15 protein-coding genes and 1 riboswitch are annotated in these 16,237 nt (G+C 72.9%); of the genes, 10 read left to right on the forward strand and 5 right to left on the reverse strand.

Annotation, left to right across the window (positions count from 1 at the left end; all coding sequences use genetic code 11):
- The first annotated feature begins 161 nt into the window (after window positions 1–161).
- The 5 genes from ABZU69_RS12390 to ABZU69_RS12410 all read left to right on the forward strand — a co-directional run bounded on the left by ABZU69_RS12390 (window position 162) and on the right by ABZU69_RS12410 (window position 4,370).
- A complete protein-coding gene (locus ABZU69_RS12390) occupies window positions 162–470 on the forward strand; it encodes a WXG100 family type VII secretion target (RefSeq protein WP_074316322.1) in 309 nt (102 codons plus the stop codon).
- A gap of 26 nt (window positions 471–496) precedes the next feature.
- Entirely contained in the window at window positions 497–775 is a 279-nt protein-coding gene (locus ABZU69_RS12395; RefSeq protein ID WP_074316323.1) for a WXG100 family type VII secretion target, read from the forward strand.
- 152 nt (window positions 776–927) lie between these two features.
- Complete coding sequence (locus tag ABZU69_RS12400) at window positions 928–2,385, forward strand: S8 family serine peptidase (RefSeq protein WP_354964447.1); 1,458 nt, start codon at window positions 928–930, stop codon at window positions 2,383–2,385.
- 37 nt (window positions 2,386–2,422) lie between these two features.
- On the forward strand, window positions 2,423–2,989 hold the full coding sequence (locus ABZU69_RS12405; RefSeq protein WP_354964448.1) for a hypothetical protein: 567 nt from the start codon (window positions 2,423–2,425) through the stop codon (window positions 2,987–2,989).
- A gap of 16 nt (window positions 2,990–3,005) precedes the next feature.
- Window positions 3,006–4,370: a hypothetical protein gene (locus tag ABZU69_RS12410; protein ID WP_354964449.1), complete on the forward strand. Its 1,365-nt coding sequence runs from the start codon at window positions 3,006–3,008 to the stop codon at window positions 4,368–4,370.
- Between the two features lie 96 nt (window positions 4,371–4,466).
- On the opposite strand, the gene mycP is transcribed toward ABZU69_RS12410, so the two are convergent.
- Window positions 4,467–5,714: a type VII secretion-associated serine protease mycosin gene (gene mycP / locus ABZU69_RS12415; protein ID WP_354964450.1), complete on the reverse strand. Its 1,248-nt coding sequence runs from the start codon at window positions 5,712–5,714 to the stop codon at window positions 4,467–4,469.
- A 51-nt stretch (window positions 5,715–5,765) separates the two neighbouring features.
- On the reverse strand, window positions 5,766–6,104 hold the full coding sequence (locus tag ABZU69_RS12420; RefSeq protein WP_354964451.1) for a helix-turn-helix domain-containing protein: 339 nt from the start codon (window positions 6,102–6,104) through the stop codon (window positions 5,766–5,768).
- 199 nt (window positions 6,105–6,303) lie between these two features.
- Here ABZU69_RS12420 and ABZU69_RS12425 point away from each other — a divergent pair, with 199 nt between their 5' ends.
- The gene (locus ABZU69_RS12425; RefSeq protein ID WP_354964452.1) at window positions 6,304–7,032 is read left to right on the forward strand and encodes a carbonic anhydrase; all 729 of its coding nucleotides are present in this window, start codon (window positions 6,304–6,306) and stop codon (window positions 7,030–7,032) included.
- Between the two features lie 55 nt (window positions 7,033–7,087).
- Here the strand turns inward: ABZU69_RS12425 and ABZU69_RS12430 are convergent, their stop codons facing one another.
- Entirely contained in the window at window positions 7,088–8,107 is a 1,020-nt protein-coding gene (locus ABZU69_RS12430) for a hypothetical protein (protein ID WP_354964453.1), read from the reverse strand.
- 4 nt (window positions 8,108–8,111) lie between these two features.
- Window positions 8,112–8,242: riboswitch (cyclic di-AMP (ydaO/yuaA leader) on the reverse strand.
- A gap of 166 nt (window positions 8,243–8,408) precedes the next feature.
- Window positions 8,409–9,785, reverse strand: a complete 1,377-nt coding sequence (locus ABZU69_RS12435; protein WP_354964454.1) for a YibE/F family protein — start codon at window positions 9,783–9,785, stop codon at window positions 8,409–8,411.
- A 442-nt stretch (window positions 9,786–10,227) separates the two neighbouring features.
- On the opposite strand from ABZU69_RS12435, the gene ABZU69_RS12440 reads away from it, so the two are divergent.
- Complete coding sequence (locus ABZU69_RS12440) at window positions 10,228–12,189, forward strand: heavy metal translocating P-type ATPase (protein WP_354964631.1); 1,962 nt, start codon at window positions 10,228–10,230, stop codon at window positions 12,187–12,189.
- A gap of 39 nt (window positions 12,190–12,228) precedes the next feature.
- Here ABZU69_RS12440 and ABZU69_RS12445 read toward each other — a convergent pair whose 3' ends face one another.
- The gene (locus tag ABZU69_RS12445; RefSeq protein ID WP_030329541.1) at window positions 12,229–12,525 is read right to left on the reverse strand and encodes a metal-sensitive transcriptional regulator; all 297 of its coding nucleotides are present in this window, start codon (window positions 12,523–12,525) and stop codon (window positions 12,229–12,231) included.
- A gap of 153 nt (window positions 12,526–12,678) precedes the next feature.
- On the opposite strand from ABZU69_RS12445, the gene ABZU69_RS12450 reads away from it, so the two are divergent.
- Genes ABZU69_RS12450 through ABZU69_RS12460 form a run of 3 tightly spaced genes read left to right on the forward strand, consistent with a single transcriptional unit; the run spans window position 12,679 to window position 16,175 of the window.
- Complete coding sequence (locus ABZU69_RS12450; RefSeq protein ID WP_354964455.1) at window positions 12,679–12,888, forward strand: copper ion binding protein; 210 nt, start codon at window positions 12,679–12,681, stop codon at window positions 12,886–12,888.
- A 14-nt stretch (window positions 12,889–12,902) separates the two neighbouring features.
- Window positions 12,903–13,907 (forward strand): hypothetical protein, encoded by a 1,005-nt coding sequence (locus tag ABZU69_RS12455; RefSeq protein ID WP_354964456.1) that lies wholly within the window; start codon window positions 12,903–12,905, stop codon window positions 13,905–13,907.
- Window positions 13,908–13,919: 12 nt separating this feature from the next.
- Window positions 13,920–16,175: a heavy metal translocating P-type ATPase gene (locus ABZU69_RS12460; RefSeq protein ID WP_354964457.1), complete on the forward strand. Its 2,256-nt coding sequence runs from the start codon at window positions 13,920–13,922 to the stop codon at window positions 16,173–16,175.
- The last annotated feature ends 62 nt before the right edge of the window (window positions 16,176–16,237 follow it).

Consider the following 16,237-nt stretch of genomic DNA (forward strand, 5'->3'; position numbering starts at 1 on the left):
ATTCATCACTATCCATCGAACGTGGCCGGTCAGGGCTGCGCGGGCTGGACCGGTTCCGCTACGGTCTTCACTGGAGTGTCCGTCGGTGGGGTGTTGCTGCCTTGCCGCGGGGGAGGGGCGCGGCAAAGCCGCCGCCACAACATGACGGAAGGGTGTGAAGCATGGCGTTCGAGGTCGAAGCTGCGACTCTGCATACCGCCGCGAGTGACGTGCGGTCCACGCGCAGCGAGGTCGACGGCGAGCTGAAGAAGCTGTGGAACGTAGTCGACGACCTGGCCATGGCGTGGAAGGGTCAGGCGTCCACTGGCTTCCAGTCGCTCATGCAGCGCTGGAACGAGGACACCGTCAACCTGCTGACGGCGATGGACAGCATCGCTGACCTGCTCGACAAGTCGGGTACGACGCACCAGGTCAACGACGAAGAGCAGCAGCAGATGCTGGACAAGTTCCACTCTGCTCTCAACCCGTGATCCCGTAGTTAGCAGAGGAGGAAATCGTGACGATCAAGGTTGACTACGCGGTCCTCGAGAGCAGCAACCAGCAGATGCAGGCCATCTCGAAGACCATCGACGAGAAGCTGGACACGCTGCGGTCGATGCTGTCCAAGCTCCAGTGGGACGGCGAGGACCGGGCAGCCTACGAGCAGCACCAGGCGAAGTGGGACTCGTCGGTCCGGGACATCAACCGGATCCTGAACGAGATCGGCGGCGCCGTCGGCATCGCCCGCGAGAACTACGTCTCCACCGAGATGAGCAACGCCAAGGTGTGGGGCTGAGACAATCACCGGTGCGGCTCCGGTCCGGTTCGACCGGACCGGAGCCGCATTGCGTTGGCGTCGACACAGGTTCTGGGAGAGCGATGGGTACGGGGAAGTCTTTCCGTTCGGCGCGGGTCACCGCCGCGGCCGTGTTGGCGTTGTGTGCCGCGATGGCCTCCACCGCGGTCCCGGCACCCGCCCGCGCCGCCGACACGGTCCGTGGCCTGCAGTGGTATCTCGACTCGCTGAAGATTCCCCAGGCGCACGAGATCACCCGGGGCAAGGGCGTCGTGGTCGCGGTCGTCGACTCCGGTGTGGATCCTTCGCACCCTGACCTGCGCGGTCAGGTGCTGCCGGGGCACGGCGTGAATGCTGCCGCCGCTCCCGACGGGCGGCGCGACGACGACGCGGAGTCCGGGCACGGCACCTCGATGGCCGGCATCATCGCCGGCCGCGGCGGGGGCACGACGCGGGAGTTGGGCATCGCGCCGGCCGCGAAGATCCTCCCGGTCTCCATGGGGCCCCGTGCGGCCAGCGTCGACATGGTCCTCGCAATCCGCTGGGCGGCGGACGCGGGCGCGGACGTCATCAACATCTCCTACGGTGGCGACCCGGCTCGCCCCGATCCGGACCTGACGGACGCCGTCAAGTACGCGTTGGGCAAGGACGCGGTGGTGGTCGTCTCCGCCGGAAACATCGAGGAGGGCGACCGGCAGGTCACCCTCCCGGCCAACATCCCCGGCGTGATCGCCGTCTCGGGGCTGAACAAGCGCGGTGGCTTCTTCGCCGGCTCGGTGCAGGGCCCGGAGATCGTGCTCGCCGCACCCATGGAGAGCATCATCGGGCCGGCGCCCAAGGCGGTCTCGCCGAACGGCTACACGGTGGCCAGCGGCACCAGCTCGGCGGCCGCCATCCTCTCCGGGGTGGCGGCGCTGGTCCGGGCCAAATATCCGAACCTCGACGCGGTCAACGTCATCAACCGGCTGGTCAAGACCGCTCGGGATGCCGGGCCGGCCGGTCGGGACCCGCAGTTCGGCTTCGGTGCGGTCGACCCGCTCGCCGCGCTGACCCGTTCGGTGCCGGCGGTGACGGCCAATCCGCTGCTGGAGGGCACGGCGGCCGACCCGACCCGGCCCGGCGGTGGCGCCGCCCGGCCCGGCGACGATGGCGGCTCGGCGGTCGAGTTCGGGGTCACCAACAAAGCCGGCGCCATCGTCCAGGTGGGGCTCTGCCTGGCTGTGCCGATTGTCGCGCTGGTCATCCTGCTGGTGGTGCTGCGGCGTCGCAAGCGGCGTAAGGGGGTGGCCGTCGGCGGTCCGCTTTCCGGCCCCCCGGGGCCGCCGCCGGGTTGGCCCGCGGGTCCGCCCGGTTGGCCGACGTCAGCGGGTCAGGCTCCACCGCAACATCCCGGCCCGGGCTACGGTCCGCCGGCGGGCCAGCCCGCGCCCGGGTATCCGCCGCCGGGCTATCCGCCGGCTCAGACCACGCCGGGTTATCCGCCGCCGGGCCAACCCGCGCCCGGCTACCCGCCGGCTCAGGCCGCGCCGGCACCGCCGTCGGGCGGGCCTGGTTGGCCGGGTGCCGGCCCGGGGCACGCTCCACCGCCAACCGGCCCAAAGCAGCAGTGAGCGCGGACCACCAGTCAGGTTTTCGGGGAGGGGACCGATGACGGACGACACGACCAAGCAGCCGGAACGGTTCGAGGCAAACGACATCTACATCCCGGTCCCGGCGGCCGGGGTGATGACGCCGGGTCTGGCAGTGACCGGCTTCGAGATCGACAACGTCAACCACGCCGCGACGCCGAAGGGTCTGGTCACCGCGCCCGGCGAGGCGGGCGTCAAGACCGAGTGGGACGCCACCAGCCTGGACTCGGCCATCGACTGGCTGGAGACCCACGCGGCGTACCTGAACAAGCTCTCCTACGACATGGTCGACATCCAGGACCTGATGGGCGGCGCGGCCGCCGGCGCGGCGACCGGGGCGCCCGGGGGCCCGGCGAGCCCGCTCGGTGGCTTCGACTGGGCCGGTCGCTTGGCCGCCAAGCACCAGGGGCTCTACCAGGGCACCGAGAGCGGCGTCCGGCGGCTCTCCCAGAGCCTGTACGACGCGGCGGAGGCACTGCGTCAGGTCAAGGAGAACTACGAGACGGCGGAGCACGCCAACGCGATGTCCGCCGCCGACATGCAGCGGGTCTTCGGCGACGTGGCCGGCAACGGCGACGGTCGCTAGAACGGGGAGGACGCAGATGGGCCTGAGCTGGGAAGAGATGTGCCAGAAGGTCGTCATCGACGGCCGGCCGGGTGACGTGGAGAGCGCCGCCCTTGGCTGGGAGCAGCTGATCAAGAATCTCGACAACGTCAAGCAGAGTCTCGACACCAACATCAAGGACCTGGGCACGGTCTGGAAGGGCCCCGCGTACGAGGCGTTCAAGGGGCACGTCGAGCAGATCGCCAAGGACACCGGGAACATCGTGGCGGACGCCGAGAAGGGCACCGGCATCGTCCAGTCGCTCAAGAGCGCCGCGGAGAAACTCACCGCCGCCCAGCGGGACTTCCCGGTCCCGGCGACCTGCGTCAACGACGTGCTGGAGGCGCGGAACGCCAAGCTGACCCTCAGCGTGGGCTTCTTCGAGGCCAAGGTGGCGCCGGATTTCCTCGGCTGGTTGGATCCGGTGACCGCGGTCGCCGACTGGATCAACGACCGGTCCGACGAGGCTGCGGGCGTATACCAGCGGGTCAGCGGCGACTACCAGAACATCGCCCCGGGCACCCCGGGTGACGCGAGCGGCTTCCAGAACCAGACACCGAAGACCGAGATTCCGAAGCTGGACAACGGTGGCGGCGGTGGTGGCGGGGTCGGTGGCGTACCGGACATCGGCGGCGGCAAACCGTCCATCGGCGACCTGGGCGCCAGGCCCTCGATCGACGCCAACGGCATGCCGGACACCGGCAACCTGCCCGGCGGTTCCGGCACGCACCCCGACCTCTCCGGTGGGTACGGCACCGGCTCGGGCGCTTACCCCGGCACCGGCGGGGTGCCGGGCACCGGGGGTCTGGAGGACGACTACAGCAGCGGGCTCGCGGGTGCCGGCGGCGGCGGGACGCCCGGTCTCGGCTCCGGCCTGGGGGGCGGCGGCCTGGGCTCCTCCGGTCTCGGCGGTGCCGGTGGGCTCGGCAGCGGCGGCGGCCTGGGTAGCGCCGGAGCCGGCGCTGGCACGGGCGCTCTCGCGGGCGGTGGCGCTCTCGGCCGGGCGGTCTCCCCCAACATGGGCCCGATGATGGGTGGTGGCGCGGCGGGCGCCGGCCGCGGTGGTGGCCGGGGCGGCGGTCGCGTCGGCGCGGGCGGCAAGTTGGGCGCGGGCGGCGGCATGGCACCCGGGATGGGTGGCGCCGCCGGCGGCGGTGCCGGCCGGGGCGGTGCCGGTCGGGGCGCGACGGGTGCCGGGGCCGGCGGCCGCGGCGCGGGTGCGCGAGGCGCGGGTATGGCCGGGATGGGCGCCGGTGCGGGCGCCGGCTACGGCGAGGAGGAGACTCCCCGCAACACCTGGCTGGAGGAGGACGAGGACGTGTGGGGCGCGGACGGGGGCGGCACCTCCGGCATCCTGCGCTGATCGTCAGGACGGCACGGCACCGACGGGGACGACTCGTCGGTGCCGTGGCGGGCACGGCCGCCGGAGACCGTGCCAGGCGCGATCAAGCGGCGCCGGTCAGTTGGTGATCGCTGCGTCGGTGCGCCGTCCCGGGCGCCAGCCGCGTCGGCGGCCTCGATTCATGATCGGCCGGGCGGCCAGCAGCAGCGCGGCGAGCAGCCCGCCGACCGCCGCCGCCCAGATCGCGGCGCTGCGTTGCCAGCCCAGCGGGTCGTCCGACCGGGCGGGCGCGGGGAGCGCACCGGCGGGCGGATCGGTACGAGTGCCCAGCAGGCTCGACACGGCTCGGTACGGGTTGACCACGCCGTAGCCGATCTCGGCGTTGTGCCCGTCCGGCGGGTTGTCCGCGGTCCGTTCCAGCCGGTCGGCGACCTGTTGTGGGTCGAGTTGCGGGTGGGCTGCCCGGACCAGCGCGGCCACTCCCGACACGTACGCGGCGGCGAAGCTGGTGCCGCCGGTCGGCTCGGCGCGGTAGCCGCTCCCGCGCGGGGCCGGGCCGACGATGTTCAACCCCGGTGCGGCGACGTCGACGTAGGCGCCGCTGACCGAGGTGCCCACGTGGCCGCCCTGCTCGTCGACGCCGGCCACCGCGATCACACCCTCGTACGCGGCCGGGTAACCCGTCTTCTCCTGCTGCTGCTCCTGCCGGTTGCCGGCGGCGGCAACCAGCACCACCCGCTTCGCGAGCGCGTTCTTGACCGCCGCCTCCAGTTCGGGGCGGTCCAGGGTCACCAGGGACAGGTTGATCACGTCGGCGCCCTGCCCGACCGCGTAGTCGATGGCCGCGGCGATCTGCCCGGGCAGCGCCTCGTCGTTGGTGCCCTTGGTGTCCGGCAGCACCCGGATCGGCAGGATGCGGGCCGCCGGGGCGATGCCGCTGAACGGCACGCCGGTGCCCTCCTTGCCGGCGATGATGCCGGCCACCATCGTGCCGTGCCCGGCCTCGTCGCACTGGCCCTGCCTGGCCGGCAGGCCGTTGAAGTCCCGGCCCTCAAGCACCTGGCCCTTGAGCAGCGGGTGGACGGCGGAGACCCCGGAGTCGATGACCGCCACCGTCACGCCGGCGCCCCGGGACAGCGGCCACGCCGAGGCCGGGTCCAGCCGGCGCAGTGCCCACGGCATCTCCACCAGGCCGTCCTCGCCACCTGGGCCACAGGTGGGCGGCGCCGCGACCGCCGGGGAGGGGACGACCGCCAGGGCGGCGCCGAGCAGGACCGCCAGCGCTCCACTGAGGACAGCGTGGACGGCACGTCCGGTACGGCGGCGGGACGGGTCGGTCGCGCTCAACGGCAGGCATTCGCGCACCCGCAGAGATTACCGCTGTGTCGCGGTCGGGCAACGGCCCGGCGAGGGCGCTCAGGAGCGGGGGGCGGCCTCCGGGGCGGGTGTCTCGGCGAAGAGCGCGAGCAGAGCACCGACCTGGCGGTCGGCCTCGGCGGGGTGCCGGAAGTGGCCGGCCGGGTTGAGGGTGTACTCGTTGCGCCGCCCGACCCGGGTGCGGCGCAGGTAGCCGCCGGCCTCCAGGTCGGCGACGATCGCCTGCGCGGCCCGCTCGGTCACGCCGACCTCGGCCGCCACGTCGCGCAGCCGGGCGGTGGGGTCGCGGCCGATGGCCAGCAGAACGTGCCCGTGGTTGGTGAGGAACGTCCAGTTCCGGCCGCCGGTGTCGCCAGCCGCCGTCGCCGAGCTCGCCATCGTGGGTCCGCCTCTCCGGTGCTTCGTGCCCCCTGGAGCGTCGCCGGAGCGGCGCTCCGAGGGGCAACGTATGAAATCTATATCACGTATAACTTGACGCATCTTGTGGTGCGTGTGACCGTGGAACCCGGACCAGCGCCCGCCGCCGCCCCGCTGATGAGTCGGTTGAGCAGGTCAACGCGTGGAAAGAGGTGCGGGGATGAGCCGTCCCGGTACACCCGGCCAGCAGCCGGGTTCGCAGCGTACTGCCGACCCGACGCCGGCACTCACCGAGCCGGCCCAGGCGTACGCCGAGCTGATCGCCGGGAACCGGCGCTTCGTCCGCGGCGCACCCCGCCACCCCAACCAGGATGCCGGACACCGGGCCGCGGTGGCCGACGGGCAGCACCCCTTCGCGGTGATCGTCGGCTGCTCCGACTCACGGTTGGCCGCCGAGATCATCTTCGATCGTGGGCTGGGCGACCTGTTCGTGGTCCGTACCGCCGGGCACACCACCGGCCCGGAGGTGCTGGGCAGCGTGGAGTACGCGGTGACCGTGCTCGGCACCCCGCTGGTGGTGGTGCTCGGCCACGACTCGTGCGGTGCGGTGCAGGCCGCCCGTGAGTCGGCAGCCACCGGCAACCCGCCCCAGGGGCACCTGGGCGCGGTGGTCGACGCCGTGCTGCCCAGCCTGCGTCGGGCCGAGGCGGAGGGGGTGGACGACATCGGCCGCATCGTCGACATCCACATCGCACAGACCGTCGAGGCGCTGCTCGGGCAGTCGCCCGTGCTGGCCACCGAGGTGGAGCGGGGGCGGTGCGCGGTGGTAGGGGTGTCGTACCGGCTGGCCGCCGGAGTGGTGCGTCCGGTGGCCGCCGTGCCGGCCACGACGCTCGACGGACCGATCGACGCCAGCACGCCGGTCGGTCCGGCCGCGCCCGCCGCCTGAACGCGTCGAGGGCCGCTCCGCGTCACGCGGAACGGCCCTCGACGGAGAGCGTGGGTCAGAGCAGCGACATGTGTACGTGGTCGGTGTGGTTCGACGGCCCGCTGTACGACTTCCAGCCGGTCGCCGGGAACCAGATCTGCCGGTTCCAGATCACGTAGTAGATGCCGAGCCGGTCGGCGTTGCGGATGAGGAACGCGGCGACGTTGTTGCCGTACGTCCGGGTGTCCTCGTTGTGCCACGGGCTGAAGCCGCTCTTCTGCAGAGACCAGTCGCAGGCGCGGCCCTTCGGGTGCTCCCACGGCCCCCCGGATCGGTAGCAGCCGACGAACCGGTTGAATCCGGCCCGTTTGACCTCCTTGTACGCGTGCAGCGTGCGCGGGGTGACGCAGCCGGACGTGGTCGGGTCGTTCTGGCTGCACGACTCGGACTTCCAGTCGCCGTCGGCGGTCCGGCCCGGGCCGAGCCGGGCGACCGGTGAGGTGGCCGACACCAGCCCGCCGGTGAAGCCCTTCCCACCGACCAGGGCGAGGGCCTTGTCCGCTTCGCGCTTCTCCTTGGCCATCAGGGCGGTCTGCTTCTGCTGCTCGCGGACCTCCGCGTCGAGGGCCAGCTTGGCCTGCTCAGCGCGGGTCTTCACCGCGTTGACCTCGGCGAGCTTCTTCTCGTTGACCATGTTCATCTCATCGAGCGCGGCGGCACGTTGGACGAACGAGTCCGGGGCTTCGCTCTCCAGCAGCATCGCCAGCGGGCCGATCCGGCCGGTGCGGTACGACTGGGCGGCGATCTGCCCGACCTGCGGCGCCAGTGCGTTCAGGTCGGCCTTGGCCCGGTCGACCTCCAGCGCCAGCTGCAGCTGCTTCTTCTTCGACGTGTTCAGTTTGGACTTGGCCGCGGAGAATTTGCGGTTGGTCTGCTCGATCACGTCGTTGAGCAGCTGGGGCTCGCCGTCCTCCTCGTGCCCGGACGGTGTGGGGGTCGTCGGGGCGGCCTGCGCCGGGAGGGGCCCGGCGAGCACGGTCAGTGCGGCGATCACGGCCACCACGGGTGTCAACCAGCGGCGTAGGGGTGCCGTCACAATGTTCCCTTCCGTCGACCGCCGACCGGGTTAGCTGACGGGTTCGGGGCGGAAGTGGCCCCTACCGCTGTCGCGGATTCACCCCACGTACCTGGGTTCCCGGCTCGCCGGTTGGCGATTGGGCGGTGGCACCGCAGGCGCCGCTTCGCGCCTTCATCGGTAACCGGCAGTGAGGTTACCCGAGAGCCCATCGGCTGAGCTACGCCCTGATACCGACTAAAAGCGTCATTTCGCCATGGCGCTGAGTGACCAGTGATGCGGTTCTCAGGGCGGACGCCCGACGTGGTCACGTTGAGGAGTGTCACCATGCCGTATCCGTGCTCCTGTTCGGCTCTGGCCACCGGTCGGTGGCGGTGGATGAGGGTGTGGTCCGCGTCGGGTCGGGCGACGTGAGGTCGGGCCGATCCGTGCGCGGGGAGCTCAGCGCCGCCAGTGCCTCGGCGCGGTCGGGCTGGGGTCGCGGGGCGGGCGCTTCGGCGGCGGGCGCGGTGGTCTGCCGGCCGGCTGCGGTCACCATCGCGGCCAGCCCGGTGGTCAGCGGTACGGCGGCGATCAGCCCGAGCGTGGCGACCCCGCTGCGGACGATCTCCTGCGCGAGGAACTCGCTGGTCAGGATCTGCCCGATCGGTCGCGAGTCAGCGGTGAGCAGGAGCAGCAGCGGCAACGAGGCGCCCGCGTACGCCAGCACGATGGTGTTGACGGTGGAGGCGATGTGCGCCCGGCCGACCCGGGTCGCCGCCCGGTAGAGCTGCAACCGGGTCAGCCCGGGGTTGGCGTTGGCCAGCTCGGTCACGGTGGCCGCCTGGGTGACGGTCACGTCGTCGAGCACCCCGAGCGAGCCGATGATGATCCCGGCGAGCAGCAGGCCGTGCAGGTCCACGTCGGCCTGGAACATCGACAGGGTGGTGGCGTCCTCGCTGCCGAAGCCGGTGAGGTGCGTGGCGCCGCTGACGATGGTGGCCAGTACGCCGGTGAGGACCAGGCTGCCCAGGGTGCCGAGCACCGCGACCGAGGTCTGCGCGCTGACCCCGTGCGTCAGGTAGAGCACCACGAACATGATCAGCGCGGCACCGACCACCGCTACCAGCAGCGGCGACCGGCCGGCGCCGATTCCGGGCAGCACGAAGGTGAGCAGGATGGCGAAGCTGGCGGCCAACCCGGCCAGAGCGGCCAGGCCCCGCCACCGGCCGAACGCGACGATCGCGGCGGCGAAGATCACCGCCAGCCACAGCAGCGGCGCGCCGCGCTGGTGTTCGGCGATGTTCCAACTGCTGGCGGTCGGATCGGTCGGATCGGTCAGCTCCACCAGGATGACCTCGTCGTCGACCTCGACCCGGGGCGCGCCGGGTCCGGCGGGCACGGGTGTCTGGATCCGCTGGCCGGAGGCCGGCCCGTCGTTCACCCGGACGTCCACCGTGCCGCACGGCCCGTCCCCGACGCTCGGTGTGCCCTCGGGGTTCGGCGCCGCCGCTGGGCACGGCTCGGTCACCACCCGGGTCACCGTGCCGTGGTAGCGCGGCACGTTCGCACCGCCGTCGGTCCGCGGTGACCCGTCGCGAGGCCAGAGCACGACCGCGGCGAGCACGGTCGCGACGAAGAGGGGCACCACCGTCGCGACGAGGATCCGTCGCACCCGGGGTGGGGCGGACGGAGCGGAGCGGGTGTGGTCGGAACCCAATGCGAGACTCCCAACGATCCGGTGCGGGGTACGTGCCGACGGGCCGGTCGGTTCACCGCCGCCGCGGGAAAGCGGCGACGAGCGCGCCGGATCGCTGGACGGCGACCTCGTGACCACGCAGGGTGAAAGCTCGGCCCGGTCGGCGGGAGGTGACGCCACAACGTGGCGGCACCTCTGCCCAACTGCGTAGCGGGATCCGGAGGGCCATCGTCGGAATGCTAACCAGCCCGACCCGGGGACGCAGGTCGTGCCGGAGTGTCGGGTGGTCGAACCGCTCGCGTGGCGGGTTCCGGACCGGCATGTTGGAGTCATGCCCGCTCCGTCGCCGCCCGACCCCGATCGTCCCGCCGCCGACGAGCGCCACGCCGGGCCCGGTGGCCACCAGCGACACGCCGACGGCGGGCCACATCAGCACGACAAGCACGCCGGGCACGATCCGGCGATGTTCCGCCGCCGGTTCTGGGTCTGCCTCGTGCTCACCGTGCCGGTGGTGTTGACCAGCCACCTGGTGCTGGACCGGCTCGGCCTCGGGCTGGACGTCCCGGGCCGGTCCTGGGTCGGGCCCGTGCTCGGCTCGGTGGTGTTCTGGTGGGGCGGCTGGCCGTTCCTGGTCGGCGCGGTCCGCGAGGTCCGCGATCGGGCGCCGGGCATGATGCTGCTGGTCGCGATGGCCATCACCGTCGCCTACACCGCGTCACTGGCCACCAGCGTGGGCGCCTTCGACCTGGATTTCTGGTGGGAGCTTGCCGCGCTGGTCACCATCATGCTGCTCGGGCACTGGCAGGAGATGAAGGCCATCGGTCAGGCCAGGGGCGCGCTCGCGGCACTGGCCGCGCTGCTGCCCGACGATGCCGAGCGGGTGGCGGCGGACGGGCGGGTCGAGCCGGTGCCGGTGACCGAGCTGCGGGTCGGCGAGGTGGTGCTGGTCCGGCCGGGTGGGCGGGTTCCGGCGGACGGGCGGATCGTCGACGGCGGCGCCGAGCTGGACGAGTCGATGATCACCGGAGAGTCGCGTCCGGTCGCCCGGTCGGCAGGGGACCGGGTGGTGGCCGGCACCGTCGCCACCGACTCGGCGATCCGGGTCCGCGTCGAGGCGCTGGGTGAGCAGACCGCGCTCGCCGGCATCCAGCGGATGGTCGCGCAGGCGCAGCGCTCCGGCGGGCGGGCCCAGCTGCTGGCGGACCGGTTCGCGGCCGCGTTGTTCTACCTGGCCACCGGCACCGCCGTGCTGACCGTGCTGGTCTGGACCGCGCTGGGCCGGCCCGACGAGGCGGTGGTCCGCGCGGTCACCGTCCTCGTGATCGCCTGCCCGCACGCGCTCGGGCTGGCCATTCCGTTGGTCGTCGCGCTCTCCACCGCACTGGCCGCGCGGTCCGGGATCCTGGTCAAGGACCGGTTGGCGCTGGAGCGGATGCGGACCGTCGACGCGGTGCTGTTCGACAAGACCGGCACCCTGACCCGGGGCGAGCACGTGGTCACCGACCTGGCGACGGCACCCGGCGTCGCGCGGGACGAGGTGCTGCGGATCGCGGCCGGCGTGGAGTCCGACAGCGAGCATCCGCTGGCTCGGGCGATCGTGGCGGCGGCCGGGAGCGTCGGACCGGCCCCGGCCGTCGGGTTCCGGTCGCTGCCGGGGCGCGGGGTGCAGGCCACCGTCGACGGTACGCAGTACGCGGTGGGCGGTCCGGCGCTGCTGCGGCAGCTGGGCCTGTCGCTCCCGGCCGAGCTGGAGGCGGCGATCGGCCACTGGTCGGCGCGGGGCGCCGCGGTGCTGTACCTGGTACGGCCGCCGGACGCCGTGCTCGGCGCGTTCGCGCTGACCGACGAGGTACGTCCGGAGGCCCGGGAGGCCATCGTCGAGCTGCGCGCCGCGGGCGTCCGCGCCATCGCCATGATCACCGGTGACGCCCGTCCGGTGGCCGAGGCGGTCGCCGCCGACCTGGGTTTCCGGCGGGGTGTCGACGAGGTCTTCGCCGAGGTGCTGCCGGCGGAGAAGGACGGCCGGGTGGCCGAGCTTCAGCGGCGGGGGTTGACCGTGGCGATGGTCGGCGACGGGGTGAACGACGCGCCGGCGCTGGCGCGGGCGGACGTCGGCATCGCGATCGGCGCGGGCACCGATGTGGCGATCGAGTCCGCCGGGGTGGTGCTGGCCTCGTCGGACCCGCGCGGGGTCGGTGCCGTGGTCCGGCTCTCGCGGGCGTCGTACCGGAAGATGCGGCAGAACCTGGCCTGGGCGGCGGGCTACAACGTGGTGGCGCTGCCGCTGGCGGCCGGGGTGCTGGCGTGGGCCGGGGTGGCGTTGAGCCCGGCGCTGGCCGCGGTGCTGATGTCCGCGTCCACCATCGTGGTGGCGCTCAACGCCCAGTTGCTGCGTGGGGTACGCCTCGACCCGGAGACCGAGTGACGGCCCGGTCCGGTCGGACCGGGCGAGCGTCACCCGGTCTCAGCCGCGCTTCATCAGCCGGCCGACCGCCGCCATCATCTCGGTGGCCATCTCGTCGGCCCGGCCCTCGGCGGCGCCCTCGTGCATGCAGTGCCGCGCGTGCCCGTCGAGCAGCCCCAGCGCCACCTTGTCCAGCGCGGCCTGGATCGCGGAGATTTGGGTGAGCACGTCGATGCAGTAGCGGTCGTCGTCGACCATCTTCTCGATGCCCCGGACCTGCCCCTCGACACGGCGGAGCCGCGCGAGCAGTTGATCCTTGCTGGCGGTGTATCCGCGGATCGGAGTGGGTGCGGTCATGGCGACCAGGGTAGCCTACCCCTGGGGGGTATGGTACTGTCCCTTTCTGTCGGGATACCCCCACCGGGTACCGGTACAACACAAGGACAGACGTCCGCCTTCGATTTACCCCTGGGGGGTATAGGCTCGGAGGTGGCGGAGGGAGACGGTTCGATGGTCAACACGACGTACCAGGTGCAGGGCATGACCTGTGGGCACTGCGTCAGCTCGGTCAGCGCCGAGGTCGGCGCCATCGCGGGTGTGCGCGAGGTTCAGGTCGACCTGGCCACCGGCCGGGTCACCGTCAGCAGTGACCGGCCGCTGGACGTGGAAGTCGTCCGGACCGCCGTCGACGAGGCCGGCTACGACCTCGTCGACGCCTGATCGAGAGGCCCGGCATGAATACGGTGACCAGACTGGGCGGATTCGCCCTCGGCCTCGCGGCGGTCTTCGGCGCGGCGTACGGGATCGGTCAGGTGGCCGGTCCCGCCGCCCCGGTCGCCGAGAACCGGCACGACGACGGGGCCGCCCACGAGCCGGGCCCGGCCGGCCACGGAGAGCACGATGAGGCGGCCGACCGGCTCCCCGGCGGCCTGCTCGTCGCCGACCGCGGCTACACCCTCGAACCGGTCGCCGCGCCGGCCGGCGAGTTCGCCTTTCGGATCGGCGGCCCGGACGGCCGACCGGTGACCCGGTTCGACGTGGCGCACGACAAGCGGATGCATCTCATCGTCGCTCGGCGGGACCTCTCCGGCTTCCGCCACGTGCATCCCGACCTGGCCCCGGACGGCACGTGGCGCGTCGCCACCCCACTGGCCGGCCCCGGGCAGTGGCGGGCGTTCGCCGACTTCGCCCCGACCGGGGGAGAGCCGCTGACCCTCGGGGTGGACGTGACGGTCCCCGGAACGCTGGCCGAACGGCCGCTGCCCGCGCCGGCGACCAGCACGACCGTCGACGGCTACACGGTCACCCTGGCCGGCGCGGTGCAGCCCGGCCGGACCTCGCCGCTCACACTGACCGTCAGCCGGGACGGGCGGCCGGTGACCGACCTGGAGCCCTACCTGGGCGCGTACGGCCATCTCGTGGCGCTGCGCCGGGGTGACCTGGCATACCTGCACGTGCACCCGGAGGGGACACCCGGCGACGGGCGCACCCCGCCCGGTCCGGCTGTCACCTTCCTCGCCGAGGTGCCCTCGGCCGGCAGCTACCGGCTCTACCTCGACTTCCGGCACGGCGGGTCGGTGCACACCGCCGAGTTCACCGTGGTCGCCGGCACCTCGCCCACCCCGCCCACCGGCGCACCGACGACCGGTGGCGATCCCACCCCGACCGATCCCACCCCGAGCGGACCCGCGCCGACCGGGGACGCCGACCACGGCATCCCCGGGCACGGGCACAACTGACGGGACCAGATGATGACCACCACCAGCAGACCGCTGCCCGAGGCGCCGAACCGGATCGAGTTGGCGATCGGCGGAATGACCTGCGCCGCCTGCGCCGCCCGGATCGAGAAGAAGCTGAACCGGATGGACGGGGTCAGCGCGACCGTCAACTACGCCACCGAGAAAGCCACTGTCCGGTACGTCGACGGCGTCACGCCGGACGACCTGATCGGCACGGTGCAGAAGACCGGCTACACGGCGTCCCTGCCGTCCCCACCTTCCACCGCCGAGGAGCCGGTGGACGCGCTGCGTGGCCCGCGTACCCGCCTCTGGGTGTCGGTGGCGCTCAGCGTGCCGGTGGTCGTGCTGGCGATGGTGCCGGCCTGGCAGTTCGACTACTGGCAGTGGCTGTCGCTGACGCTCGCCGCCCCGGTGGTGGTCTGGGGCGGGCTGCCGTTCCACCGGGCCGCCTGGACCAACCTGCGGCACGGCGCGGCGACCATGGACACCCTGGTCTCGCTCGGCACCCTCGCCGCGTTCGGTTGGTCGCTCTGGGCGCTCTTCCTCGGCGACGCCGGGATGCCCGGCATGACCCACCCGTTCCGTTTCGACATCACCCGCACCGACGGCGCCGGCAACATCTACCTGGAGGCCGCCGCCGGGGTGACGGTGTTCATCCTCGCCGGCCGTTACTTCGAGGCCCGCTCGAAGCGGACCGCCGGCGCCGCCCTGCGCGCCCTTCTCGAACTGGGCGCCAAGGAGGTGGCGGTGCTCCGCGACGGGGTGGAGACCCTGATCCCGGTGGACCAGCTCGCCGTCGGTGACCGGTTCGTGGTCCGCCCCGGCGAGAAGATCGCCACCGATGGCGTGGTCGACGAGGGCACGTCGGCCGTCGACGCCAGCATGCTCACCGGCGAGTCGGTCCCGGTCGAGGTCGGCCCGGGCGACGGCGTGGTGGGTGCCACGATCAACGCGGGCGGCCGGCTCGTCGTCACCGCCACCCGGGTCGGCGGGGACACCCAGCTCGCCCGGATGGCCGACCTGGTCGAGCAGGCCCAGAGCGGCAAGGCGGCCGTGCAGCGGCTGGCGGACCGGATCTCCGGCGTGTTCGTGCCGATCGTCATCACGCTCGCCGTGGGCACCCTCGGCTGGTGGCTCGGCAGCGGGGCTGGGCCGACCGCCGCGTTCACGGCCGCGGTGGCCGTGCTGATCATCGCCTGCCCCTGCGCGCTCGGCCTGGCCACGCCGACCGCACTCCTGGTCGGCACGGGCCGGGGCGCTCAGCTCGGCGTGCTGATCAAGGGACCGGAGGTGCTGGAGTCGACCCGGCGGGTGGACACCGTGGTGCTGGACAAGACCGGCACCGTGACGACCGGCCGGATGACCCTGGTGAACGTCGTGCCGGCGGCCGGTACGGACCGTGCCGAGCTGCTCCGGCTCGCGGGGGCGGTCGAAGCCGCCTCCGAGCACCCGATCGCACGGGCGGTCGCGGCGGGCGCCGCCGAGGCCGGGACGCTGCCCCCGGTGACCGGCTTCGCCAACGTCGAGGGGTTGGGCGTCAGCGCCACGGTGGACGGCCGGAGTGTGCTGATCGGTCGGCTCCGGCTGCTGCGCGAGCGCGGGTTCGACGTACCGCCGGAGGTCCAGCGGGCGGTCGCCGACGCGGAAGCGATCGGTCGGACGGCGATCGTCGCCGGTTGGGACGGGCGGGCCCGCGGTGTGCTCGCGGTCGCCGACGTGGTCCGGCCGACCAGCCGGGCGGCGGTGGCCCGGCTGCGCGCCCTGGGGCTCACCCCGGTCCTGCTGACCGGGGACAACGTCACCGTGGCCCGGGCGGTCGCCGCCGAGGTGGGCGTGGACGAGGTGATCGCCGAGGTGCTGCCGGCCGGCAAGGTCGACGTGGTCAGGCGACTCCAGGCCGAGGGGAGGTCGGTGGCGATGGTCGGCGACGGGGTCAACGACGCCCCGGCGCTGGCGCAGGCCGACCTGGGCCTGGCGATGGGCACCGGCACCGATGTGGCGATCGAGGCGTCGGACCTCACCCTCGTCCGGGGCGACCTGGACGCCGCGGTGGACGCCATTCGGCTGTCCCGTCGCACGCTCGGCATCATCCGGGGCAACCTGTTCTGGGCCTTCGGGTACAACGTGGCGGCCCTGCCGCTGGCCGCTGCCGGGTTGCTCAACCCGATGATCGCCGGCGCCACGATGGCCCTCTCCTCGGTCTTCGTGGTGGCCAACAGCCTGCGCCTGCGACGGTTCCGCCCGGCCGCCCCCGTCGACGGGGTGTAGTCGGGATGGTTGGACCGGCGATGGCAGGGGTACTGCTGGTGGCGTAGCGACGCTCGCGATGG

It is taken from the genome of Micromonospora sp. NPDC005206 (assembly GCF_040608175.1).
Lineage (GTDB): Bacteria > Actinomycetota > Actinomycetes > Mycobacteriales > Micromonosporaceae > Micromonospora.